The 22,135-nt window shown below is 73.5% G+C and carries 22 protein-coding genes; 8 read left to right on the top strand and 14 right to left on the bottom strand.

Annotation, left to right across the window (positions count from 1 at the left end):
* Positions 1–831 carry a carbohydrate ABC transporter permease gene (locus AB0K00_RS14855; protein WP_363520543.1) on the top strand — a complete coding sequence of 277 codons (831 nt, stop codon included), beginning with the start codon at positions 1–3 and terminating at the stop codon, positions 829–831.
* 6 nt (positions 832–837) lie between these two features.
* Here the strand turns inward: AB0K00_RS14855 and pth2 are convergent, their stop codons facing one another.
* The 3 genes from pth2 to AB0K00_RS14840 are packed head-to-tail and all read right to left on the bottom strand — an operon-like array spanning position 838 to position 3,298.
* Positions 838–1,191, bottom strand: a complete 354-nt coding sequence (gene pth2, locus AB0K00_RS14850) for a peptidyl-tRNA hydrolase Pth2 (RefSeq protein ID WP_363520540.1) — start codon at positions 1,189–1,191, stop codon at positions 838–840.
* An 11-nt stretch (positions 1,192–1,202) separates the two neighbouring features.
* Positions 1,203–2,330, bottom strand: a complete 1,128-nt coding sequence (locus tag AB0K00_RS14845) for a glutamate--cysteine ligase (protein WP_363520537.1) — start codon at positions 2,328–2,330, stop codon at positions 1,203–1,205.
* Positions 2,331–2,341: 11 nt separating this feature from the next.
* The gene (locus tag AB0K00_RS14840; protein WP_363520535.1) at positions 2,342–3,298 is read right to left on the bottom strand and encodes a class I SAM-dependent methyltransferase; all 957 of its coding nucleotides are present in this window, start codon (positions 3,296–3,298) and stop codon (positions 2,342–2,344) included.
* Positions 3,299–3,359: 61 nt separating this feature from the next.
* Here AB0K00_RS14840 and AB0K00_RS14835 point away from each other — a divergent pair, with 61 nt between their 5' ends.
* Positions 3,360–4,403 (top strand): iron-containing redox enzyme family protein, encoded by a 1,044-nt coding sequence (locus AB0K00_RS14835; RefSeq protein ID WP_363520532.1) that lies wholly within the window; start codon positions 3,360–3,362, stop codon positions 4,401–4,403.
* Here the strand turns inward: AB0K00_RS14835 and AB0K00_RS14830 are convergent.
* From AB0K00_RS14830 to AB0K00_RS14800, 7 genes are all read right to left on the bottom strand, one after another.
* Entirely contained in the window at positions 4,328–4,594 is a 267-nt protein-coding gene (locus AB0K00_RS14830) for a CDGSH iron-sulfur domain-containing protein (RefSeq protein WP_363520530.1), read from the bottom strand. The two genes, AB0K00_RS14835 and AB0K00_RS14830, sit on opposite strands and share 76 nt — an antisense overlap.
* Positions 4,595–4,624: 30 nt before the next feature.
* Complete coding sequence (locus AB0K00_RS14825) at positions 4,625–7,288, bottom strand: hypothetical protein (protein WP_363520528.1); 2,664 nt, start codon at positions 7,286–7,288, stop codon at positions 4,625–4,627.
* 101 nt (positions 7,289–7,389) lie between these two features.
* Positions 7,390–8,667, bottom strand: coding sequence for a phytase (locus tag AB0K00_RS14820; protein ID WP_363520525.1), 1,278 nt, complete (start codon positions 8,665–8,667; stop codon positions 7,390–7,392).
* An 84-nt stretch (positions 8,668–8,751) separates the two neighbouring features.
* Positions 8,752–9,069 (bottom strand): DUF3349 domain-containing protein, encoded by a 318-nt coding sequence (locus AB0K00_RS14815; RefSeq protein ID WP_363520524.1) that lies wholly within the window; start codon positions 9,067–9,069, stop codon positions 8,752–8,754.
* Positions 9,070–9,078: 9 nt separating this feature from the next.
* Complete coding sequence (locus tag AB0K00_RS14810; RefSeq protein WP_363520522.1) at positions 9,079–9,393, bottom strand: hypothetical protein; 315 nt, start codon at positions 9,391–9,393, stop codon at positions 9,079–9,081.
* Between the two features lie 14 nt (positions 9,394–9,407).
* The gene (locus AB0K00_RS14805) at positions 9,408–10,616 is read right to left on the bottom strand and encodes an inorganic phosphate transporter (protein WP_363520520.1); all 1,209 of its coding nucleotides are present in this window, start codon (positions 10,614–10,616) and stop codon (positions 9,408–9,410) included.
* 84 nt (positions 10,617–10,700) lie between these two features.
* Entirely contained in the window at positions 10,701–11,705 is a 1,005-nt protein-coding gene (locus tag AB0K00_RS14800) for an anti-sigma factor RsbA family regulatory protein (RefSeq protein WP_363520517.1), read from the bottom strand.
* 84 nt (positions 11,706–11,789) lie between these two features.
* Here AB0K00_RS14800 and AB0K00_RS14795 point away from each other — a divergent pair, with 84 nt between their 5' ends.
* Together AB0K00_RS14795 and AB0K00_RS14790 are read left to right on the top strand one after the other, a co-directional pair.
* Positions 11,790–13,049, top strand: a complete 1,260-nt coding sequence (locus AB0K00_RS14795) for an HDOD domain-containing protein (RefSeq protein ID WP_363520515.1) — start codon at positions 11,790–11,792, stop codon at positions 13,047–13,049.
* A 23-nt stretch (positions 13,050–13,072) separates the two neighbouring features.
* Entirely contained in the window at positions 13,073–13,819 is a 747-nt protein-coding gene (locus AB0K00_RS14790; protein ID WP_363520512.1) for an SDR family oxidoreductase, read from the top strand.
* A gap of 3 nt (positions 13,820–13,822) precedes the next feature.
* Here the strand turns inward: AB0K00_RS14790 and AB0K00_RS14785 are convergent, their stop codons facing one another.
* Positions 13,823–15,247: an aldehyde dehydrogenase family protein gene (locus AB0K00_RS14785; RefSeq protein ID WP_363520509.1), complete on the bottom strand. Its 1,425-nt coding sequence runs from the start codon at positions 15,245–15,247 to the stop codon at positions 13,823–13,825.
* Positions 15,248–15,411: 164 nt separating this feature from the next.
* On the opposite strand from AB0K00_RS14785, the gene AB0K00_RS14780 reads away from it, so the two are divergent.
* Positions 15,412–16,248 carry a helix-turn-helix transcriptional regulator gene (locus tag AB0K00_RS14780; protein ID WP_363520506.1) on the top strand — a complete coding sequence of 279 codons (837 nt, stop codon included), beginning with the start codon at positions 15,412–15,414 and terminating at the stop codon, positions 16,246–16,248.
* Between the two features lie 7 nt (positions 16,249–16,255).
* On the opposite strand, the gene AB0K00_RS14775 is transcribed toward AB0K00_RS14780, so the two are convergent.
* From AB0K00_RS14775 to AB0K00_RS14765, 3 genes are all read right to left on the bottom strand, one after another.
* On the bottom strand, positions 16,256–18,289 hold the full coding sequence (locus AB0K00_RS14775; RefSeq protein WP_363520503.1) for a cell wall-binding repeat-containing protein: 2,034 nt from the start codon (positions 18,287–18,289) through the stop codon (positions 16,256–16,258).
* Positions 18,290–18,325: 36 nt separating this feature from the next.
* Positions 18,326–19,177 carry an alpha/beta hydrolase gene (locus AB0K00_RS14770; RefSeq protein WP_363520500.1) on the bottom strand — a complete coding sequence of 284 codons (852 nt, stop codon included), beginning with the start codon at positions 19,175–19,177 and terminating at the stop codon, positions 18,326–18,328.
* Positions 19,178–19,287: 110 nt separating this feature from the next.
* Complete coding sequence (locus AB0K00_RS14765; RefSeq protein ID WP_363520497.1) at positions 19,288–20,112, bottom strand: hypothetical protein; 825 nt, start codon at positions 20,110–20,112, stop codon at positions 19,288–19,290.
* A 115-nt stretch (positions 20,113–20,227) separates the two neighbouring features.
* Here AB0K00_RS14765 and AB0K00_RS14760 point away from each other — a divergent pair, with 115 nt between their 5' ends.
* From AB0K00_RS14760 to AB0K00_RS14750, 3 genes are all read left to right on the top strand, one after another.
* Positions 20,228–21,352, top strand: a complete 1,125-nt coding sequence (locus AB0K00_RS14760) for a helix-turn-helix domain-containing protein (RefSeq protein ID WP_363520495.1) — start codon at positions 20,228–20,230, stop codon at positions 21,350–21,352.
* A gap of 90 nt (positions 21,353–21,442) precedes the next feature.
* On the top strand, positions 21,443–21,661 hold the full coding sequence (locus AB0K00_RS14755) for a hypothetical protein (RefSeq protein ID WP_363520492.1): 219 nt from the start codon (positions 21,443–21,445) through the stop codon (positions 21,659–21,661).
* Complete coding sequence (locus AB0K00_RS14750) at positions 21,658–22,074, top strand: hypothetical protein (protein ID WP_363520489.1); 417 nt, start codon at positions 21,658–21,660, stop codon at positions 22,072–22,074. Before AB0K00_RS14755 ends, AB0K00_RS14750 begins: the two co-directional genes overlap by 4 nt.
* Positions 22,075–22,135 lie beyond the last annotated feature (61 nt).

Genomic DNA, 22,135 nt, shown 5'->3' with positions numbered 1-22,135 from the left:
GTGACGTTCAGAAGGGCCCTGCGCTACGGGCTGCTCATCGTGTTCGCCGTCGTGTTCATCTACCCGTTCATCCTTTCGCTGGGGACGTCGTTCAAGTCCCGCCCCGAGGTCGCCGCGCACTCCACGTCCCCGTGGCCGCGCGACTTCGACCTGCGGGCCTGGACCGACGTCCTGCTGCACAGCGACTTTCCACTGTGGACGTTCAACTCGATCCTCGTCACCGTCACCGCGACGCTCGGCCGGGTCTTCATCGACTCCCTCGCCGGCTACGCCCTGGCGCGCCTGCAATTCCGCGGCCGGGGCATCGTGTTCGCCGGGATCATCTCCGTCCTGGCCGTGCCACCGATCGTACTGACCGTGCCACGGTTCCTGGTGCTCAAGGAGATGAGCCTGCTCAACTCCTACACGGGAATGATCCTGCCGCTCGCGGTCGACGCCATGGGCATCTTCCTGATGCGGCAGTTCTTCGTGGAGCTGCCCCGCGAGCTGGAGGAGGCCGCCCGCATCGACGGCGCCTCCATCTTCCAGGCCTACTGGCACGTCGTGCTGCCACTGGCCCGCCCCGCGCTGCTGACCCTGACGATCCTGTCGTTCCAGGGCGTGTGGAACGAGTTCCTGATGCCGCTCATCGTGGTGCGGGCCAGCCCCTCGCACTGGACGCTGCCATTCGGCCTGTCGACCCTGGGCCGGGGCGGCGCGGGCGGGCAGAGCTTCGACTATCCGGTGATGATGGCCGGTTCCATCCTGACCATCATCCCGGTGGCGATCGTGTTCGTCATTTTCCAGCGGTACTTCGTCCGCGGCGTCGCCAGCAGCGGCGTGAAGGGCTGACGGCCGCTACAGCAGGCTCAGCGCGGCGGTCACGGGGTCGACGTCCGCTGGGACGGCGGGGCCGATCGCGCAGCAGGTCGCCGTGCCCGCGGCGACCTGCGTCCGGCCGGCGTCGCGGATCACCTGCACCGGCAGGCCCGCCTCGCCGGCCCGGGCGCACAGGTCGGCGAGGTCGGCCTCCCCCGCGACCTTCAGCACGACCTTCGGCTGCCCGGCCCGCAGCCAGTCGCCGAACACCACGCCGTGCGGCCCTTCCAGGACCGCGGCAACGGCCGCGTGCGCGACCTGCGCCGCGATCTTGCCCCTGCCCATGCCAAGGTCAGTGCGCACGACGAGGACCATCTTCGGTTCGGTGTTCACGAGCAGCGATGCTAACCGGTGGTGAGACCGGCGAGCATGCGCAGCGCAGCGGGCAGCGCACCGGCCCGGCGTTGCCGGTCGGCGCCGGTGCCCTCCGTGCGCAGCCGGGCCAGTTCCCGTGCGACGACGGCGTCGTCGCCGTGCCGGCGCAGGGCGGCTCCGGCGGTCTCCGCGAGCAGGTCGACCATCTCCCAGGCCGGCACCGGGCGCCGCGCGTGCAGGTCCATCAGGGTGCCGCCGAGGCCTTGGTGCGCGGCGTTCCAGTGGGCCGCCCGCAGCAGGTGCTCCGGCGGCCGGACCGCCGGGCGGCCGGCGGCGATGTCGGCCACGACGGTCGCGACGAGGGCCCGCACCAGCCCGGCGACGAGGACCGTGTCGCCGGCGGTCGGGCCCACGTCGGCGACGCGCACCTCGACGGTCGGGTACCGCCGCGACGGCCGGGCCCACCACAGGACCATCGTGTCGTCGAGCATGACGCCGCTGGCGACCAGCTCCGCCACGGTGCGCTCGTAGTCCGCGACCGACGTCAGGAACGGCGACGGTCCGAGGCTCGGCCAACGCTCCAGCTGGACGCCGCGCCAGCTGGCATGGTGGGTGTCCGCGCCGGCGTGGAACACCGAGTTGGCGCTCATCGCCTGCACGACCGGCAGCCAGGGCCGCAGGTGGGTGCAGACCTGCACGGCAACCTCCGGGTCGGGCACGCCGACGTGGATGTGGCAGCCGCACACTGCCGGGTCATGGGCGACCGGGCCGTAGTGGCGGGAGATCGCGTGGAAGCGTGGCGTGTCCTCGACGGTGCGGTCCGGCTCGGCGACAGGGGTCGCGGCGACCGCGACGAGCCGGGCGCCGGCGGTGCGCGCAGCCCCGGCCGCCGCGGACCGGTTCGCGATCAGGTGCCGGCGCAACTGCGGCAGCGACGCGCACACCGGCGTGACCATCTCCATCATGCTGTGGCGGAACTCGACCCGGGTCAGTCCCCGCACCTGTGGCGCGAGGGCGGCGCGGGCCGCGCCGGCGACCGGCGCGTTGTGCCAGGTGGCGGGGTCCAGCAGCAGGAACTCCTCTTCGACCCCGACGGTCAGGATCTGCCCGGCGATGGGGCCGGCGATCTCAGCGGCGCTGGACGCGGTCAGCGACATCCGGGTGCCCTTCAGCGGCGGATGGCGATCAGGACGGCGACGGCGATCCGCTCGGCGTGCGCGTAGGACGCGTCGTCGAGGTTCTCGCTGTACACGTCGGGGTCGACCTCCCGGTAGGTCCAGTCCAGGTCGGTGCCGGCGAGCCGGTCGGCGGCCGCGGCGAGCAGCGGGTCGTGCCCGTCGACGATGCCGGTGCCGCTGAACAGGACCAGCGAGCCGCCGGGCGCGAGGCGGTGCACGGCCGCGTCCAGCACGGCGAGCGGCAGGTCGTGGCCGTGCTCGCCGCCGTCGCGGTACGCCCGCCGGTCCGGGTCGATCATGAACGGCGGGTTGGAGACGATCAGGTCGAACGACCCGTCCACGCCGGTCAGCAGGTCGCTGCGGACGGGCCGGACCCGCTCGCCGCAGCCGGCAAGCCCGGCGTTGACGGCGGTGAGCCGCAGCGCGGCGGGATTGACGTCCACGGCGATGACCTCGGCGGCCGGGGCGTGCCTGGCCACCGTGACCGACACCGCCCCGCTGCCGCACCCGACGTCCACCGCCCGTCGCACCCGCGCACCCCTGCGGGTGCGCAGGTGCGCGACCACGGCGTCGCAGGTCCGGTACGTGTCCGGGCCGAAGAAGACGGCGTCCGGCGCGGTCGTCGGGAACGCCGAGTGGAAGAACAGCTCCCCGCCATAGGTGGAGCAGCGCACGAGGCTGCGCCACGTGTCGCCGTCGCGGTGCAGGACACCCGCCTCGTTCAGCAGCGCCATGATCCCGTCGGGCAGCACGCCGGGACCGAAGGGACGGCCCCAGCCCAGCACATCACGCAGCGACCGGGCGCGAGCGTTGCCCGGGCGGTGGTTGACCCGCTCGTGTGTGGCGGGTGTGACGGCGGTGAACCGGTACCCGGTGTCCTTGAGCGCGTCGCCGAGACGCCGCAGAGCTGCGTCAGCATAGGCCGGTGCGCCGGCGACTGTGGTCATGACCTCCCGGTTCCCGTCAAAGTTCCTGCTTAACCGGCTCCGGCGGGGGAACACAACGGCCATGCGCATGCCCCATCCGCGAGGACCCGTCTCCGACCTGTTGACCGCGACGCTGGCCGGACCGCCGCGGGACCTGCCCGCCGAGGCGTGGCAGGAGCTGGCCACCGGCGTCGACCCGTGCACCGACGAGGACCTGCAGCTCAGCCTGCACATCTGCTACGAGCTGCACTACCGAGGGTTCGAGGGCGTCGACGAGCGGTGGGAGTGGCAGCCGTCACTGCTGGCGCTGCGGCAGGCCGCCGAGGAACGGTTCGAGGACGGGCTGCGCGGGCTGGCACCCGTACCCGGGCAGCCGGCGCCGCACGAGGTGCCGCACGCGCTCGCGGCGCTGGTCGAGGCGGACGACAGCCCGTCGCTGTCGAGGTTCCTGACCGGCCGGGCGAGCATCGAGCAGTTCCGCGAGTTCGTCATCCACCGCTCGATCTACCACCAGCGGGAGGCCGACCCGCACACCTGGGCGATCCCACGGCTGTCGGGCGGGCCGAAGGCGGCGCTCGTGGAGATCCAGGCCGACGAGTACGGTGGCGGCCGCCTCGAACGCATGCACGCGGAGCTGTTCCGGACCACGATGCGGGAGCTGGACCTGGACGACACCTACGGCGCCTACCTCGACGTGGTCCCGGCGATCACCCTGGCCACGAACAACCTCATGTCGCTGTTCGGGCTGCACCGCCGGCTGCGCGGCGCGATCCTCGGCCACCTGGCCGTGTTCGAGATGACGTCGTCGCTGCCGAACCGCCGCTACGGCAACGGCCTGCGCCGCCTCGGTGGGAGCCCGGACGCGACCCGCTTCTACGACGAGCACGTCGAGGCCGACGCGGTGCACGAGCAGATCGCCGCGCACGACCTGTGCGGCGGGTTCTGCGCGCAGGAGCCGCGGCAGGGTGCGCAGGTGCTGTTCGGGGCGGCGTCCGCGCTCGCCCTCGACGGGCGCTTCGCCGGGCACGTCCTGGACCGCTGGGACGCCGGTCAGTCGTCGCTGCGGGCCGGCGCCGCGGACTCCTCCGACAGGGGCCGCTCGCCGGTCGGCGCGCTGGGCGCCTGAAAGCCGACCACCTTGTGGGTGCCGTCGCAGAACGGTTTGATCGCGGACCGGCCGCAGCGGCACAGCGCGACGGTGGCGCGGCCCGGGTCGATCTCCTCACCGTCCTGCGTGAGCAGCGTGAACGGGCCGCGCAGCAGCAGCGGTCCGTCCTCGCACACGGTGACGGACGCGGAGGGATCTTCCATGCTCATGGGTTGCCCTCCGGCCCACCCGGCAAACAGTCAGCGGCGATCGGTGGCGGCCATGAGACGGCGGGCCGCCTCGACCAGGAGGGCACGCCCGGGCCGGGTCGCGAGGGCCGCCAGGGCGGGCAGGTCGAGCGGGCGCCCACCGGCGGCGGCCGTGGCGAGGTCGATGATGTCGGCGAGGCCGGAGCGCGGGTTGACGGCGAGCAGTCCCGGCAGCGCGGCCGTCGTCACCTGCCAGACGGCGTCGTGGGCGCCGGCGTTGAGGGCGTCGGCGAGCGGCTGGACCGTGCGCCGCAGCACGATCCGGTCGGTGCCGGCGAGCGCGCCGATCTCCGCGCCGACGCCGGTGCTGTCCCAGCCGGGGCGGGCGGCGAGCGCGATGAGCGCATCGGTCGCGGCGAGCCGCATGCGCTGCCGGTCCGCGGCGAGGGTGTACGCGAGGATCAGCGACATCGCCGGGCCGGTCGGGCCGTCGGCGGTCGCGAGCCCGTCGAGGAACGTGGTGCCGGGGCGGCCGGTCGGGGCGACGACGAACGGCTGGATGTGCGCGGCGGTCGCCTCCCGGTGCGACGGCGCGACCATCGGCCACAGCCCCAGTTCCGGCTGGTGGTAGGTGTTGCGGACGCGGTCGGTGGCGGTGTCCGGATCGGCGAGCTCGGCCGGCAGCCCGCCCGGGTCCAGCATCGCGATCCGCCGGGCCGGGAAGTACGCCAGGTGGGGCACCTCCTCGATCCAGGTCCGCGGCTCGGCGGGACCGGCGAGCCAGTCCGCGAACCGGCGCCCGGCCGGGGACGTGAGCCGCGCGGCGGCCGCGTAGACGGCGGCGTCGACCGTGCGGGGCAGCCGCAGCAGCGCCTGGGTCAGGTCGGCGGGGCCCGGCTGCCAGCCGTCGCGTTCGGCCAGCCGCAACAGGCCGAGGACCCGGTCGGGATCGACGTGCCCGGCGACGGTGGCCGGGGTCGCCAGCAGCGCCGGCGGCGGGTCCTTGGCGAGCCGCGCGGCGAGTTCGGTGGACCGGCGCCGGATGAACACGCCGAGCGTGGTGTCGTAGCGGCGGGCGTGCCGGTCGTCGTACGGTGCCGGCGCCGTCGACCCGGTGACCGCGGCGATCAGGTCGGGCCACATGCCGGGCCACTGCGGCATCAGCGGCGCGAGGACCCGGGCGGCGGCGGTGCGGTCGTCGCGGGCGGCGCGCAACAGCCCGTCGAGCATGAGCTCGTGCCGGACCGGGTCACCGTCGCCCTCGCGCAGCGCGGTCGCGAGGTCTTCGGCGAGGGCGCCCAGGTCCAGCGGCGGCGGGAACGCCGCCGGCAGCGCGGCAACCAGCGCCGCGACGGGTGCGGGCGCGGGTGCCGCCGCGCCCAGCAGCGCGGCGAGGCGGTGCGCGACCGCGCCTTCCAGGGCCGGCAGCTCGTCGCGCAGGCGGTCCAGGGCCGGGACCGGCAGGTCCGGCAGCCGCGGCTCGATCAGGTCGAGGGTGGCCTCCGCGAGGTCCGCGGCCGGGTGGTGCAGCCCGACAACGAGCCCGTCCATGAGGTCCTCGAGCGGCAGCCGCCGCAGCCAGCCGAGGTGGGCGCGGACGAGCTTCTTCTCCGGCCGGCCGAGCATGGCCGCGGTGACCTCGGTGAGCGTCGCCGGGTCGAGGGGTGCCGCCCGGTGCAGATCCTGCAACGACGTGTGCGCGTGCTCGGCGATCGTCGGCAGCGGCACGGCGAGCAGGCCCGTCAGCTCCTGCCGGTGCGCGGCGAGCTCGGCCGGCCCCGCGGCGAGATGCTTGAGCATGCCGAGATAGGCCCGCAGCAGCCCAGGTCGCCCGCCGGTCCGCAGCCGGCGCAGGCATCCGGCGATGAGCGTGTCCCGCTCGACCCGCCCGGCCTCGGTGAGTCGCAGCAGGGCGAGGGGCCAGTCGAGCACCAGGCCGCGGCCGGCGAACGCGGCGGCGACCTGGTCGTCGTCGAAGATGTGCGGCAGCATCCGGTCGAACCACGGGTCCGCGGCGAGGAAGGCCTGGAGCGACGGGGTGCGCGGCGTCACCACGTAGCAGGCGACGGCCGCGGGTTCCCCGGGCGGCGGCGCGCCGACGGCCCGCAGCAGCGCCTCCGTGAACGGCCAATGGTCGGCGGCGGTGCGGGACCTGACCCGCCGCAGCATGCCCCGGCCCAGGGTCGCGCACCAACCGGCGCCGCGGATGCGCAGCAGGCCGGGCACCGATTCGGGCACCGGCCGCGGCTGTGGGTAGGTCCACGGCACGTGCAGCCGCTTGACGACGTCGGCGGTGGTGCCGACGCATGCGATGACGGCCAGGGAGTAGGCGGCGTGCCGCCGCGCGTTGCACCGGCGGGCGGCCTCGGCGGCCTCCTGCCGCAGCTGCCAGCCGGCGCCGTTGCGGCGGATCTGCTCCTGCCGCCGGACGGTCTCCTCGTCCAGGTCGTCGGCGCGCCGCGGCGGTGCCCCGCCGATCGGTGCGGCACCCGCGTGGGCGCGCAGGACCATGACGCCGTTGTCGATCTCCGGCTCGGGCACCACGACCGGCTCCGGCACCGCCCACGCCGGCCGGTGCGCGTCCAGCGCCGGCAGCAGCGCCGCGCGGTCCTTCGCGCCCAGCCCGGCGAGCGCGGCGGCGAGCGCGTCGAGGTCGCCGCCGTCGATCAGTTCGAAGAGGACCTCGGTGTCGATGGCGGTCGCCGTGTCGGTCAAAACGCTCGTCCCTCCCCCGGTTTCCGTGGACGATCCTGCCACGCGGCGGCGGGACGCACCGCCCCTCACCGGCGGGACCGGTGAGGGGCAGCGATGGGCCGTTACTGCCGGTGACCCGGGTGCAGGAAGCCGGCGTCGAGGAACTTGAAGTTGGTGTTCTCCCGGTCGCCGCTGGCCGGGGTGTTCTCGCCGTCGTGCACGACGAGCAGCCCACCCGGGAAGCCGGGCAGCGCGGTGGCGGTCACGGCCGCGCCGTCGCACGCCTGGGAGCCGTCGGCGCGGGCACCGTCGACGACCGCGAACCGGCCGGTCGGGCGCAGCGTCGGCCGGTCGTAGGTGTAGAACGTGTCGTCGCCCTGGCTGGAGACGAGCAGGGTGCCGGTGAGGGTGCCGGTGCGCAGGATGGTGAGGCCCTCGACGTCCGCGGCGATGCGGCCGCCGTAGCCGGGGTCGGCGGCGTAGTCCACGACGCAGTCGTCCTCGGCCTCGTCGAAGCGGGCCGGGATGCCGAACTCGCGGGTGCGTTCCACCGACTGCGGCGCGCCACGGAAGCGGCCGCCCCACACCGGGATCCGCCACAGGCCGACGGTCTCCTGCGCCAGGTACGCGACCCGGGTCACCGGGTCCACGACGCTGCCCTCGACCTGCGGCCCGTCGCCGGGGTCGGCGCACGGCGACCACGTCGAGCCGTTCGGCAGCCGGAACGTCGAGGGCAGGGTCAGCCGGTCGACGCGCTGGTAGGTCACGGCGGAGCCCTTGGCGACGAGCTTGAACAGCCCGACGTCGCTGGTGCTGCGGCGACTGACGACCGCGTACGGGGTGCCGTCGAAGTCGCGGTAGGTGGCCAGCCCGTACGCGGTGCGCTGGTCGTTGACCTCGGCCTGCGTGGTGCTGAACGCGAACGGCACGCCCGGCGCGGTCACGTCGGTGAGCGTGCCGGTCGCCGGGTCGATGCGGTAGAAGCGCAGCTGGTCGCGGCCCCGGTCGGTGACGACGGCCAGGTCGACGGTCCGGCCGCCGAGCCGGAAGCCCTCGACCAGGTCGACGTTGTTGAACCGGCCGGCCTCGTCGTCCTCGCCGGGCGCCGGCGGGGTGGCGATCGCCTGCCGTTCGCGGCCGGCGAGGTCGTACACGCGCAGGCCGCCGTTCTTGGCGGTGGCGATCACCCGGCTGGCGCCGCGGTCGCGCTCGTTGATCCAGATCGCCGGGTCGTCGGCGTTGGCGTCGCCGCCGGCCTCGTCGTCATACAGGGGTGGTGTCTCCACGGCCGGGGTCACGGTCCGCAGCCCCGTCGCGGGCGCCGCCGGTGCGGCGCTGGCGGCCGCCGGAACGAGCAGCAGCGGCACAGCCACCGCCGTGAGCGTCAAAAGTCGTCGCATCGACCGAAACTATGATGCGCCGAGGTCCGCCAGGCGAACGCCGATGGAACACCGGCGTTCGCCCGACGGGCGGGACCGGTGCGCTCAGTCGGTCGGCGGGTCCGCCAGGGGCCAGCCGCCGGCGGCGAGCCGCGCCGACACCCGGGCGACGTCCTCGGTCGAGGCCTGCTGCAGCACCGAGTCGTTGATCATCGCCTCGATGTCGGCGGTGCTGATCGGGTCCGCGGTGCGCTGCGACTCGTCGGCCAGGTCCTGCGCGATCTTATGGATCTCCACGTCCGTCAGCTTGCGGCGCAGCAGCCCGAGCAGCGCCACGTAGTCCTGGCGGGGGACGCCGGCCGGGTACCCGGCGCGCATCCACTCCACGGTGCGGGTCAGGAAGTTCGAGCGAAGCTCACCCACGACGGCTCCTCACTTGTTCACGATCGACGGGTACACGTGCTCGAAGCTGAGCGCCTTGCCAAAGCCCGACGCGACGATGAAGGTGATGCCCAGCGCGACGCCCAGCAGGACGACGGCGAAGCAGGCGTAGCCGGCGACCGTGCCGATCGGGTGCGCCCGCGGTCCTGCGGTGCCCGCCTGGTGGTCCTCGGCGTCACCGCCGGCGCCATACGCGAGGGACCTGACGCCGAGCGCGAACAGGGCCGGGAGGCCGGCGCCCAGGATGAGCCCTGCCAGCAGGACCTTCCAGGCGGCCTCGAGCGCGAATCCAAGGTTGTGCTGCATCTCGCCCGGTCCTCTCAGCGTTCCGCGTCGGCGAGCTCGCGCCGGGCGTCCCAGTCGTCGTTGACGTTGTTGTGGTCGACCGGCTCGCGGCGCGACCGCAGGTACATGTACGCGGCGGCGGCGACGAGCAGCACGAAGATGGCGACCGCTCCGGCGAGGCCGCCGATCGCGTGGCCGATCCACCACATGAGCGCGCCGACGACGGCGGCCGCCGGCAGGGTGGTCAGCCACGCGGCGACCATGCGCCCGGCGACCGCCCAGCGCACCAGCGCGCCGGGGCGGCCGACGCCGCTGCCGAGGATCGAGCCGGTGGCCACGTGCGTGGTGGACAGCGCGAAGCCCAGGTGGCTGGAGGTCAGGATGACCGCCGCCGACGCCGACTCCGCGGCCAGGCCCTGCGGCGGGGAGATCTCCACGAGGCCCTTGCCGAGCGTCCGGATGATCCGCCAGCCGCCGAGGTAGGTGCCCAGTGCGATGGTCACGGCGCACGCGGCCTTCACCCAGAACGGGATGCTCTTGGTGTCGGTCCAGTCGCCGGTCGCGATCAGCGCGAGGGTGATCACGCCCATCGTCTTCTGCGCGTCGTTGGTGCCGTGCGCGAGCGACACCAGCGAGGCGCTGCCGATCTGCCCCCACCGGAAGCCGTTGTCGGTGAACCGGCGGGCGACCCCGGTGGTGATCCGGTAGATGACCCAGGTGCCGACCGCCGCGATGACGCCCGCGATCACCGGTGACATGATCGCCGGCAGGATGACCTTGCCGACCACGCCGTCGAGCTTGGTGCCGTTGCCGTTCCAGTTGACGCCGGCCCAGCCGAGCCCGGCGATCGAGGCACCGATGAGCCCGCCGAACAGCGCGTGCGACGAGCTCGACGGCAGGCCGAGCAGCCAGGTCAGCAGGTTCCAGGTGATGCCGCCGACGAGGCCGGCCAGGATGATCAGCAACAGTGCTGACCCGCCGTCGGCGACCAGGTCCGGTTTCGGCGTGCCGTTGGAGTTCTGGATCTTCACGACGGCATTGCTCACCGTCAGTGCGACCTCGACGGACAGGAAGGCACCCACCAGGTTCAAGATGCCTGACAGGAGCACGGCGACCTTCGGTCGCAGCGCGTTGGTGGCGATCGAGGTCGCCATCGCGTTGGCGGTGTCGTGGAACCCGTTCGTGAAGTCGAACCCGAGCGCCGTCACGATCACCAGAATGAGGACCACGGTTGTTTCGGTCACAAGCAGATCGTCGCGCGGCCAGCACATCTCGGCTACCGCAGGGACCATGCCAACCCGCGAGTTCGCCCGGCCGTCACGACCTGGTCATACAGGCGGGTGCAGCAGCATGTACCGCACGCGGGTCCACCCGTCGTCGCGGCTCACGGCGAGCGCCTCGCACAGCTGGCGGGCGATCCACATGCCGCGGCCGCCGAGCATCGACTCGTCCGGGGGCCGGTAGCCGGCGAGGGGGTCGGTGGGGCCGGGGCCGTCGTCGCTGACCTCGCACACCAGCGCCATCGCCGACGTCCAGACGCGCAGCTCCCGGCGGCCGCCGCCGTGCAGCACGGCGTTGGCGGCGATCTCGCTGGTGACCAGCAGCAGCTCGTCGAGCCGGTCGGTGCCGTCCCAGCCGTGCTCGACGGCGACGTGGCGCACCAGATGGCGGGCGTCGGCGACGCTCTCGCCGAGCGCCGCCACGACCGTGGGCGGGCCGTCGACGGGCGGTGCCGGCTCCGGCACCGCGTCGAGGAACTGCTCCGGCGGCCGGTACGCCCCGCTGCCGGCGCGCCGCACGACGGTCACCGAGGGGTGGGTGCGGCGGGCGTCGGCGAGCACCGTGCGGGGCAGGACCCGGGTGTCATACGGGCAGACGATCCAGGCGGGCGCGTCGGCGAACACCGCGTTGAGCGCCGACTCGTAGCGGGTCCAGGTCACGTGCCGCGCCGGCGGGCCGAAGCCGACCTCGCCGATGATGCGGACCGTGTCGTGCCCTCGGCCGGTGGCGTCGGCCAGGAGCCGGCGCCAGCCCGCGACGGTGCTCGCCGGTCGCCGGTACCAGTCGTCGCGGTCGATGAACGTCACGGTGGTGGCGTCCGGGCCGAGCGCGTCGCGCAGCAGGCCCGCGTTGGCGGGTGTGACGGCCGCCACGACGGCGTGATCGCGCTCGAGCCCGTCGCGGACGAACGGGGCGAGCACGTCGGTGAAGCGCTCGTCGGTGCCGTAGAAGAACGCGTCGTGTGTCAGCCGGTCCCGCACCGCCATCCGCGCCTCCACCGGCTTCAACGCCGGCACGCCCGGATCGACGACACTCAGCTCACTGCGGACCACGGTACCTCGGCGGCCGGCAGCAACGGTAAAGGGTATATGGACTATTCCGCACTATTCGGCCCATTTTAGAGCGATCATGGCCTGGTGAGCGAGCATGTGGGGGACCCTGACAACGATCACGTCGTGCACGTCGCCCGGCAGCCGATCTACGACCGGGACGGCGTCGTCGTCGCCGACGAGCTGCTGTTCCGGGCGAGAGCGACCTCGTCCGGCGCCGACCGCAGCGACTCGTTCGCCACGGCCCGGGTCCTGGTCGCGGCGTTCACCGAGTTCGGGCTGCGGGACCTGTCCGGCGGGCGGGTCTGCTTCGTCAACCTGACCCGCGACTTCCTCACCGGCCGCCTGCCGCTGCCGTTCGACGGCAGCCAGGCCGTCCTGGAGATCCTCGAGACGACCGCCGTCGACGCCGAGGTCATCGCCGGCGTCACCGCACTGGTCGAGCAGGGGTACATCATCGCGCTGGACGACTTCGTGCTCGGCGGTGGCCACGAGCCGCTGCTGCCCCTGGCGACCTACGTGAAGATCGACCTGCTGCACGCCTCCGAGCCCGAGGTCCGCGCCGCCGTCGCCGTGTGCCGCCGGCACGGCCACCTGCAGCTGGTCGCGGAGCGCCTGGAGACCCCCGACGCGCTGCGGCTCGCGTTCACGCTCGGGTTCGAGCTGTTCCAGGGCGACATCCTGGGCCGCCCGCACGTCAACTCGACCGTGACGCTCGCCCCGGCCCGGCTGACCAGGCTGCGGATGCTGCACACCCTCAGCGCCGCCGACGTCGACATGGACGAGGTCGTCGACCTCGTCGGCCAGGACGCGGCGCTGAGCCTGCGGCTGCTGCGCGCCACCAACGCCGCCGCGACCGGGCTCAACCGGACCATCTCGTCGGTCCGCGACACCGTCGTCACGCTCGGGCTCAACCGGATCCGGCAGTGGGTGACGCTGATGCTGGTCGCCGACCTCACCGAGGCCGACCCCGAACAGCTCACCGGCGTGCTGGTCCGGGCCAGGTTCTGCCAGTTCCTCGCCGGCGGCGCGGGCGTGCCCGGCGACGTCGCCTACATGGGCGGGCTGCTGTCGGCGATCGCGGACCTCTTCGACGAGCCCGCCGACCGGATGCTGCAGGACCTGCCGCTGGACGCCACGCTCGTGGAGGCGCTCACCACCGGTCGCGGGCCACTCGGCGACGTCCTGACCACGGCCCGGGCGTACATGACGCCGTCGGCGGAGATGCCACCGGCCGGCAGCCTGCCGCCGCAGCCGTCGATGGACACCGCGGAGATGGCCATGGCGTACCTGTCGGCCGTGCGCGCCACGAACGTCACGCTCGCCGAACTGACCGCGGACGTGTAGCGCACCTGCTAGCGTCCTCGGCCATGTCGGCTGCAGGGGTGGTACTGGTCACCGGCGCGTCCCGCGGGCTCGGTGCGTCGATCGCGCGGGAGCTCGCCGCCGGCGGATGGGCGGTCGCCGTCAACTACCGGCACGGCGCCGACGCGGCCGGTGCGGTCGTCGCCGGCATCCGCGCCGCCGGTGGCACCGCCGAGGCGTTCCCGGCCGACGTGACCGACGAGACGGCCGTCGCCGCGCTGGTCGCCGCGGTGACCGACCGGCTCGGCCCGGTCACCGCGCTCGTCGCCAACGCCACCGGCCCGCAGCCGGAGGTGGCCGTCGAGGACCTCACCTGGGACGACCACCTCGGCCAACTGCTGTTCTTCGTCAAGAGCCCGACCCTGCTGGTGCGGGCAGCGCTGCCGGCGATGCGGGCCGCGGGCTCCGGCCGGGTCGTGCTCATCGGCTCCGACATGGTCGACCGGGCCCTGCCCGGCTGGTCGGCGTACGTCGCGGCCAAGGCCGCCCAGGTGGGGCTGGCCCGCACCTGGGCGCGCGAGCTCGGCCCGCACGGCGTCACCGTCAACGTCGTCGCCCCCGGCTGGATCCCGGTCGAACGGCACGCCGGCGTCGCCGAGGACGACCTCGAGCAGTACGTCGCCGGCGTGCCGCTGGGCCGCATCGGCCGCCCCGAGGACGTCGCGGGGACGGTGCGCTGGCTGCTGTCGGACGCGGCCTCGTTCGTCACCGGCGAGCGCCTCACCGTCAACGGCGGGCACACCATCGGCTGACGTTCACCGCTGGATCGACTTGGTCTCCAGGTACTCCTCGAGGCCGAATCGGCCGAACTCGCGGCCGTTGCCGGACTGCCGGTAGCCGCCGAACGGCGCGAGGGGGTTCCAGTGCGCGCCGTTGACGTCGACCTGTCCGGTCCGCAGCCGCCCGGCGATCTCGACCGCGTGGTCGTGCTCGCCGAACACGGCGCCGCCCAGCCCGTACATCGTGCCGTTGGCGATCTCGACCGCGTGGTCGTCGCCGGTGTACGGGATGACCGCGAGCACCGGCCCGAAGATCTCCTCCTGGGCGATGACGGCGCGCGGGTCGACATCGGCGAAGACCGTCGGGCGCACGTACGCGCCGGTGGTGAGCCCGTCGACGGGGCCGGGACCGCCGAACGCGAGGGTCGCGCCGTCGGCGACGCCCCGTTCGATGTAGCCGGTGACGCGTTCCTGGTGGGCCCGGGTCGCCATCGGCCCGATCCGGGTCGTCTCCGACAGCGGGTCGCCCACCGTGTACCGCGCCGCCGCGGCGACGACCAGGTCGACGATCTCGTCGTGGCGGGCGGCGGGGACCAGCATCCGTGACAGCGCGCCGCAGACCTGGCCGCCGTTGGCGAACGCGCTCGCCAGGCCGTGCTCGACGGCGGCGGCCAGGTCGGCGTCGTCGAGGATCACGTTGGCGGACTTGCCGCCCAGTTCGAGGGTGACCCGCTTCACCGTCTGCGCGGCGACCGCGGACACCCGCCGGCCGGCGCGGGTGGAGCCGGTGAAGGACACCATGTCGATGCCGGGGTGCGCGGCGATCGCCTCGCCGACGACCGGTCCGGTGCCGTGCACGACGTTGAACACGCCCGCCGGTACCCCGGCATCCGCGACGACCTCGGCGAGGATCTGCGCGGTCAGCGGCGCGATCTCGGACGGTTTGAACACCATCGTGTCGCCGGCCAGCAGCGCCGGCGCCAGCTTCGACACGATCTGCTGCAGCGGGAAGTTCCACGGCGTGATCGCTCCGACGACGCCGATCGGCTCGCGCAGCACGAGCGACGAGCCGATCTCCTCCCGCCACGGGAAGTCCGCGGCGAGCCCGGCGAAGGAGCGGGCCACCGCGACCGGGAACGCGGCCTGCGCGAACCGGGACAGCGTGATCGGCGCGCCCATCTCCGCGGTGATCGTGGCCGCGATCTGCTCGGCGCGGGCGTGCAGGCCGTCGGCGACCCGGCCGACGACGCGGGCGCGTTCGGCCGGTGGGGTGGCGGCCCAGCCCGGGAAGGCCGCCGTGGCCGCGGCGACGGCGGCGTCGACGTCGGCGGTGGTGCCGGCCGGGACCTCGGCGACGACCTCGCCGGTGGCCGGGTTGACGACGGGAATGGTGGCGCCCGTGCCGGCGACGGCGGTGCCGCCGATCCAGTGGGCGGGTGCGGTGCGTGTCGGTGTGCTCATGCCGTCGACCGTGCCACCGGCCCGCGGCCGCAGGCATGTTCCGTTGATCCGTGGATCCGCGGTGCTGTGACGCCGATCGCAGGATCGCCGGTACATGGATCCGCGGCGGGTGCGGGGGCAGTGTTGAGGCTTCCAGGGACCTGATCGAGAGGAGACTGGACGCCGTGGACCGGGCCCGACTCGCCGACTTCCTGCGCACCCGCCGGGAGGCGCTGCAACCGGAGGACGTCGGCCTGCCACGTGGCCGGCGGCGCCGTACCGGCGGGCTGCGCCGCGAAGAGGTCGCGGTCCTGTCCGACATGTCGATCGACTACTACAGCCGCCTCGAGCAGCAGCGCGGCCCGCACCCGTCCGGGCAGATGCTCGCCGCCCTGGCCCGCGGCCTGCGGCTGTCCCTGGAGGAGCGCGACCACCTGTTCCGCCTCGCCGGTCACGCTACCCCGCACCGTTCCCTGCGCGCCGACCACGTCAACCCGGGCATGATGCGCATCCTGGACGGCCTGCAGGACGCGGCGGCCCGCGTGGTGAACAACGTCGGCGAGACGCTGCGGCAGACCCGCCTCGCCGCGGCGCTGCTCGGCGACGACAGCGTCCACACCGGGCTGGCGCGCAGCATGCACTACCGCTGGTTCACCGACCCGGCGACGCGGCTGATCTATCCGCCGGAGGACCACGCGACGCACTCCCGGCGCATCGCCGCGAACCTGCACGACGTCCACACCCGCGACGGCCACGACTCCCGGGCCGCCGCGATCGTCGACGCGCTGCTGGCCGCGAGCCCCGAGTTCGCCGGCATCTGGCGTGAGCATCCGGTCGCGGGGCCCTACTGCGCGCCGAAACGCATCCAGCATCCGCGGCTCGGCGTGCTCGACCTGCACTGCCAGACCCTCGTCGACCCCGACCAGTCGCAGCTGCTGGTGGTCTACACCGCGGCGGCGGGCAGCGAGTCCCACGAGAAGCTGCAGCTGCTCAGCGTCATCGGCGACCAGCGCCTGCCGTGACCGGCGGTCACCGGCCGAGCGTGGTGGGGCGCTGCCCGGTGCCGGGGATGTTGCCGGCCCGGCCCGTGGCACCGGCCCGCTGGTGCGCCGTGGACCGGCTGAGCGTCTTCGCCTTCGCGGTCGTGTACGTCTCCGTGTACTGCGCGTAGTCGTACGCGTTCGGCACCGAGATGGCGTTGCCCAGCGGCGCGATCAGGCCGTCCTTCAACGCGAGGGGGCCGCCGAGCAGCACGCCGTAGCTGATCGTGGACGAATTGCGGGAGAAGTAGTCGCGGGTCGGGGCGCTCAGCGTGCCGGGGGCCGACAGCAGCAGCGGGCCGAGGTTCGCGCCGATCATCGCACCGCCGGTGAGCGCGTCGAACCAGGTCGTCGCGGTCGCGATGGCCGCGGTCCGCGGGCCGGTGAAGAAGAACTCGGCGACCGCGACGGCGGTCTCGAACTCGGTCGCGCCGAAGACGTCGTAGTACGACAGGTCGTCGGGCCAGTTGGGCATCTGGTTGTTCTGGAAGCCGTTGATCAGCGCCCGGACGCCGGGGCCGCCGACGCCGATCATCGCGGTGCCGGTCTCCGGGTCGGGGTTGAGGCCGTTGAGGTACGCGGCGGTCGCGGCCGGCATGGTGTCGCCGGCGGTCAGCACGATCACGGTGCCCGGGTTGGCGCCGGCGGCCGCACCCGCGGCGAGCGCGTCGTAGTACTTCAGCGACGTCGCGACGATCACCGCCGTCGGTTTCGCGGTGATCGCCTTGGCCACGGCGACGGCCGTCTCGTATTCGTTCTGCCCCCACAGCCGCACCGTCTGGTAGCCGAGCGTCTTGAGCGTGTTCTCGACTTTGGCGGACAGGGCGAGGGTGCCGCCGAGCAGGTACACCGTGCCACTGCCGCCGAGAATGCGCTGGATCTCCGCCTGCGTCTGGGTGTCCAGCGACCCGGGCGGCGTGATCAGCAGCGGTCCCTGCTTGTTCACCGCGAGGGCGGAGCCGCCGAGGGCGTCGAAGTACATGTCGTCGCGGGTCAGCACGACCGCCTTCGCCTGCGCCCGGACGCCGTCGGCGGCGCCCTTGTCGGCCCAGTTGTACCGCGACGTCGCGACGGCGGTGCCGAGTGCGGTGGCGCCCCAGACACGTTCGACGGTGTTGCGGACGACCGGCTGGCAGGTCGGCTGAGAGGCGCCCTTGACGAGCGTGATGACGTCGCCCGCGGCGAGGTCGATCCGCTTGATGTCGGACGAGCCCTGCCCGTCGAGGCTGGTGAACAGGATGGCGCCGCCGTCGGCCGACCAGGCGGGATCCGCGTTGCGGGTGCCGGCGTTGGCAACGGTCGTGAGCTGCTGCTGGTTGGTGCCGCCGGCGTCGGCGACCCAGATCTGCTGGACCCAGGGCGAGCCGTTGCCGCCGGTGGTCCGCCTGAACGCCAGCTTGGTGCCGTCCGGGGAGAAGTCGGGCTGCTCGCCGCCGGTGACGATCTTCGTGACAGCGGTGAAGCTGTCGATCCGGCGGATCACCGCCGTGGGCCCGATGCCGTGCTGGTAGACCACCGTGCCGTCCGGGGCGACGGCGACCTCGAACTCGTAGTCGCTGTCGACAGGGACGCTGACCAGTTGGCTCCCGGTGGAGCCGCCGTACTGGCCGGCCGGCGTGATCGCCAGCTGACCGTAGGCCACGAGGATGACGTACGCGCCGCCGTACCCGAACACCGGCGCTACGAAGGCGGTCACCTCGGGCACGCCGAGGACGGTGAACCGGTCGCTGCCGTCCGGGCGCACCGACTCGATGGTGCTACCTGCGGAGAACACGAACCGGCTGCCGTCGGGCGCCCAGTCGCCGGATCCCTCCAACATCTGCGGGGCGAGCAGGCGCTCGTTGCTGCCGTCGGCATCGGCGACGAAGACCTGAAGGAGGCGCCGGTAGGTGATCAGCCCCTGCTGGCCCGGCGGCGTCGCGTGCGCGCTGCGCTGTCCCGGCACCAGGCCCGGGACCGCCACGGCCGTCGCCGCGGTCGCGGCACCGAGCATCACCGAGCGGCGGGTGAGTGCGAACGACACGATGGTCTCCCTGAGTCTCCGACCACCGCCCGGTGATCATCGCGAGGAGTGTAAGGCCCCGGCGATCCGGGCCGCTGCGGCCGGGCTGGTCAGGATCGTGTAGTGGTTGCAGTCCGGGATCAGCTCGGCACGCAGTGCACTCTGCGCCGTCCACTGCTCGACGAGGGGCTGCGGCAGGATGCCGGGTTCCTGGCCGAACATGCCCCGCGGCGCGAACAGCAGCTGCGCGGGCAGCCGCAGGCCGCGCAGGTCGTCGCCGAACGTGGCGGCGTTGACCAGCAGGTCCCGGCCGTCGGCGGCGACGGCGTCGGGGTTGACCCGGGAGCGGATCGCCCCGGGTTCGCCGGTCGCGTCGTAGCGGGCGTACGCGTCGAGGTCGTCGTTCCAGGATCCCGCGAGCGCCGGGTGGTGGCGGAAGACATCGACGTACGCCTCCTCGGTCGGAAACGTCATCCGCAGCCGGAGGATCGCCGGGCCCAGGGTCGCCTCCAGGACCGCGTCGGGGTCAGCGCCGGCCGGGACCGGCAGCGGCAGGCCGCCGTCAATGAGCACCAGACGGGTGAACAGGTCCGGGAACCTGGCCGCGGCTCGCAGCGCCGCGTACGCGCCCATCGACTGACCGGCCAGCACGACCGGCGCGCCGAGGTGCCGCGCGGCGGCGGCGAGGTCCTCGGCGTGCCGGTCCATGCCGAACGGGCCGGGCAGGGTGTTGCTGCGGCCACGGCCTCGCAGGTCGACGGCGAGCAGCGTCCAGCCCGCCGGGAGCGCCCGGGCGACCGCCGCGAACGACATCGCCGAGGCGGTGATGCCGTGCGCGGCGAGCACGACCGGCCCGTCGCCGGATCCGGACCGCAGTGCGTGCAACGGGCCGATCTGGACGCTGTGCATGGGTGGTGTTCCTCTCTGGTCGGGTGCCGCTACGGCACGAGGTCTGATCGGTGCCGCTACGGCACGAGGTCTGATCGGTGCCGCTACGGCACGAGGTCTGATCGGTGCCGCTACGGCACGAGGGCGTTGCGGCGCACGTCGGACCACGTACTGCTGTCGGTACAGATGCCGCAGGACGGGCCATAGAACTCGGCGCGGGCGGCGGTGTCGCCCATCAGCTGGAACCGGAACCAGGCGGTGGTCGGCGCCGCGAACGGCCCCGGGTCGCCCACGACGGTGAAGTGGTCCGCGCCCCTGACCTCACCGTAGATCGCCGGGATGTGGGTCGCGTCGTTGTAGAACGCCTTCACCAGGAACGGGAAGACGATGCTGTCGTACTGCCCGGCCAGCAGCAACGCCGGCACGTGCACGTCGTCGATGTCGGCGAGCGGTCCGGGCTGGATCGGCAGGATCGCGTCGATGCGCGGGTCGGCGCCGACCACGATCGCCGCGGCGCCGCCCTGCGAGTGGCCGGAGGCGCCGATGTGCGCCAGGTCGACCTTGCCGCGGAAGACGCTGCCGGGGGTGGTGTCGGCCTGGGCGAGCGCGTCGATGCCGAGCCGCATCGAGATGCCGAGGTTGGAGGCGGGCGTGTTGGCGGCCGAGACGATGAAGCCGTGGCTCGCCCAGTACAGCAGCAGGTCCCGGTAGACCAGCGGCGCGGCGCCGGTGCCGTTGCCCCACACGATGACGGGGTGGCGGCGCGGGCTCGAGGCGATGTCGCGCGGGTAGTACAGGGTGTTGACGGCGCCGACCTGCACGGCGGTGGCGTAGGGACCGGGGGCGTCCCACGGGTCCTGGGCGGCGGCGGTTGCGGCCGTGGCGGCGGCCGGGGTTGCGGGGATCAGCAGCGCCGCCGCGCACAGCGCGGCGGCAAGGCGGGAACGGTGAGACATCGTGCCTCCTCGTTGCTTGGGGGTCACCGAATCCTCACAACCGGCGGGGCCCGCTGTCAGTGCGCATCTGCGGCAATGATTGACGCGCCGGTTTGGGCAATGTGACGATGCCGGGGTGCCGGACCTGCATGATCGGATGGCCGGCCGGTTGGCCGACCTGACCGGTGAGATCGTCGCCGGATGCGCCGCCGACGTGCCCTTCTACCGCGGGCTGCCGGCCGAGACCCTGGACGGCCCGGTCCGCGAGTCGGTCGGCGCCGTCTTGGGCCTCCTGCTGAGGATGCTGCGCGACCCTGGCCCGCTGCGTCCGGCCGACCTGACGTGGGTGGTGGAGCTGTCCGCCCGCCGCGCCCGCGACCACGTGCCGCTGGAGGCGGCGCTCGCGGCGTACCTCATCGGCGCCAAGGCCTGGTGGCGCACGGTCACCCGGGTCGCCGACGACTTCGCCACTGCTGACGACCTCGCCACTGCCGGGGCCCGGCTGCTCGACGGGCTCGCCGCCGTGATGCCGGCCGTCGTCCTCGCCCACATCCAGGCGCAGGAGGACCTGCGCGGCGAGTCCGCGCGCTCCCGGCAGGAGCTGCTCGCCGCCCTCCTGCACGGCCACCCGTTCCAGGCCCTGGCGCAGGACGCCCGGGTCGAGGTCGGCCCCCGCCACACGGTGCTCATGGTGCGCCTGTCCCCCCGCCCGCCGGACCGGCTCGTGCAGGTGGCCGTCGACGCGCACGCCGGCACGCCCGTCCTCGTCGACCACATCGACGGCGTCGCGCTGCTCCCCGACGGCGTCGACGCCGCGTCCCTCGTCGCGAGCCTGCACGAGGCCCTGGACACCACGGTGCTGGCCACCGCCGCCGACGCTGCCACCGTTGCCGCGATCCCGGCCGCGGCCGCCGAGGCCCGCGAGGTCCTCGACCTGGTCACCCGGATCGGCCATCCGTCGGGGCTGTACCGCTTCGACGACGTCCTCGTGGAGTACCAGCTGGCCCGCCCCGGCCCCGGGCTGCGCCGGCTGGCCGCCAAGCTCGATCCCCTGGCGGAGCACCCGTATCTGCTGGAGACGTTGCGCGTCTTCGTCCGCCACGGCCACAACCGCCGCCAGGCGGCCCTGGAACTGCACATCCACCGCAACACCCTGGACTACCGGCTGCACCGCATCACCACCATGACCGGCCTCGACCCGGCGGTTCCCGCCCACGCCAGGATCCTCGACGCCGCCCTCACCGCCGCCGACCTGCGCTGACCCGCCGCGCTGGCACAGTTCGACTGGCACAACGGTGCGTATCATGCCGATAACGCCGCAACGGGAGGCTCCATACTCACTGGCGATCTCGTGTTCATCCACGGATTCTGGTCATCGCCGCGCACCTGGGACCGGCTCGCGCGGCTCGTGGAGTCCGACGCCGATCTGACCGGCGTACGTGTCGACCGCTTCGGCTACGAATCGCCGAAAATTCGCCTGCCGCTCTCGCCCACATCCCGGACTACGACGACATCGCCCACTCCCTTCGCAGCCACCTCGCGCTGCACGATCCTGCCCGGCCGGTCATGATCGTGACCCACAGCCAGGGCGGCCTGATCCTGCAGCGGCACGTCGCCTGGATGGTCCACGAGGGCCGCGCCCGCGAACTCGCTCGCATCCGCGCGATCGTGCTGCTCGCCTGCCCCAACGAGGGCTCCGAGTACCTCGGCACCATCCGCCGGGCGCTCGGCTTCGGCCGCCACCCGCAGGCCGGGCAGCTCGCCACGCTGGTCGCCGATGCCACCGAGGCCCGGCGCACGTTCCTGCGTTCGGTGGTGAACGCCCAGACCCTCAGCGACCGCGAATGCCCGATCCCGGTCCACGCATACGCCGGACGCACGACAACGTGGTCACCCGCACTTCGGCGCAGAGCATCTTCCCTGACGTCGGCTCGCTGCCGGTCGCCGATCTGCGCGCCCTGGCTGTACCGCAGGTCGACATGACGACCGCCGGCGCCGTCTGCGGAGCTGCCCATCTCACCGCCCCTTCCGGGCTCGATGATGA

The organism is Dactylosporangium sp. NPDC049525, from assembly GCF_040676755.1.
Classification (GTDB): domain Bacteria; phylum Actinomycetota; class Actinomycetes; order Mycobacteriales; family Micromonosporaceae; genus Dactylosporangium.
This window is presented reverse-complemented; position numbering and strand designations above follow the sequence as displayed.

Bases quoted from the DNA above. Each gene is read 5' to 3' on its own strand.
- AB0K00_RS14845 (WP_363520537.1), bottom strand. From the start codon at position 2,330: ATGTCGCTGACCGCGTCCAGCGCCGCTGAGATCGCCGGCCCCATCGCC.
- AB0K00_RS14840 (WP_363520535.1), bottom strand. From the start codon at position 3,298: ATGACCACAGTCGCCGGCGCACCGGCCTATGCTGACGCAGCTCTGCGG.
- AB0K00_RS14835 (WP_363520532.1), top strand. From the start codon at position 3,360: ATGCGCATGCCCCATCCGCGAGGACCCGTCTCCGACCTGTTGACCGCG.
- AB0K00_RS14830 (WP_363520530.1), bottom strand. From the start codon at position 4,594: ATGAGCATGGAAGATCCCTCCGCGTCCGTCACCGTGTGCGAGGACGGA.
- AB0K00_RS14820 (WP_363520525.1), bottom strand. From the start codon at position 8,667: ATGCGACGACTTTTGACGCTCACGGCGGTGGCTGTGCCGCTGCTGCTC.
- AB0K00_RS14810 (WP_363520522.1), bottom strand. From the start codon at position 9,393: ATGCAGCACAACCTTGGATTCGCGCTCGAGGCCGCCTGGAAGGTCCTG.
- AB0K00_RS14790 (WP_363520512.1), top strand. From the start codon at position 13,073: ATGTCGGCTGCAGGGGTGGTACTGGTCACCGGCGCGTCCCGCGGGCTC.
- AB0K00_RS14785 (WP_363520509.1), bottom strand. From the start codon at position 15,247: ATGAGCACACCGACACGCACCGCACCCGCCCACTGGATCGGCGGCACC.
- AB0K00_RS14770 (WP_363520500.1), bottom strand. From the start codon at position 19,177: ATGCACAGCGTCCAGATCGGCCCGTTGCACGCACTGCGGTCCGGATCC.
- AB0K00_RS14765 (WP_363520497.1), bottom strand. From the start codon at position 20,112: ATGTCTCACCGTTCCCGCCTTGCCGCCGCGCTGTGCGCGGCGGCGCTG.
- AB0K00_RS14750 (WP_363520489.1), top strand. From the start codon at position 21,658: ATGATCGTGACCCACAGCCAGGGCGGCCTGATCCTGCAGCGGCACGTC.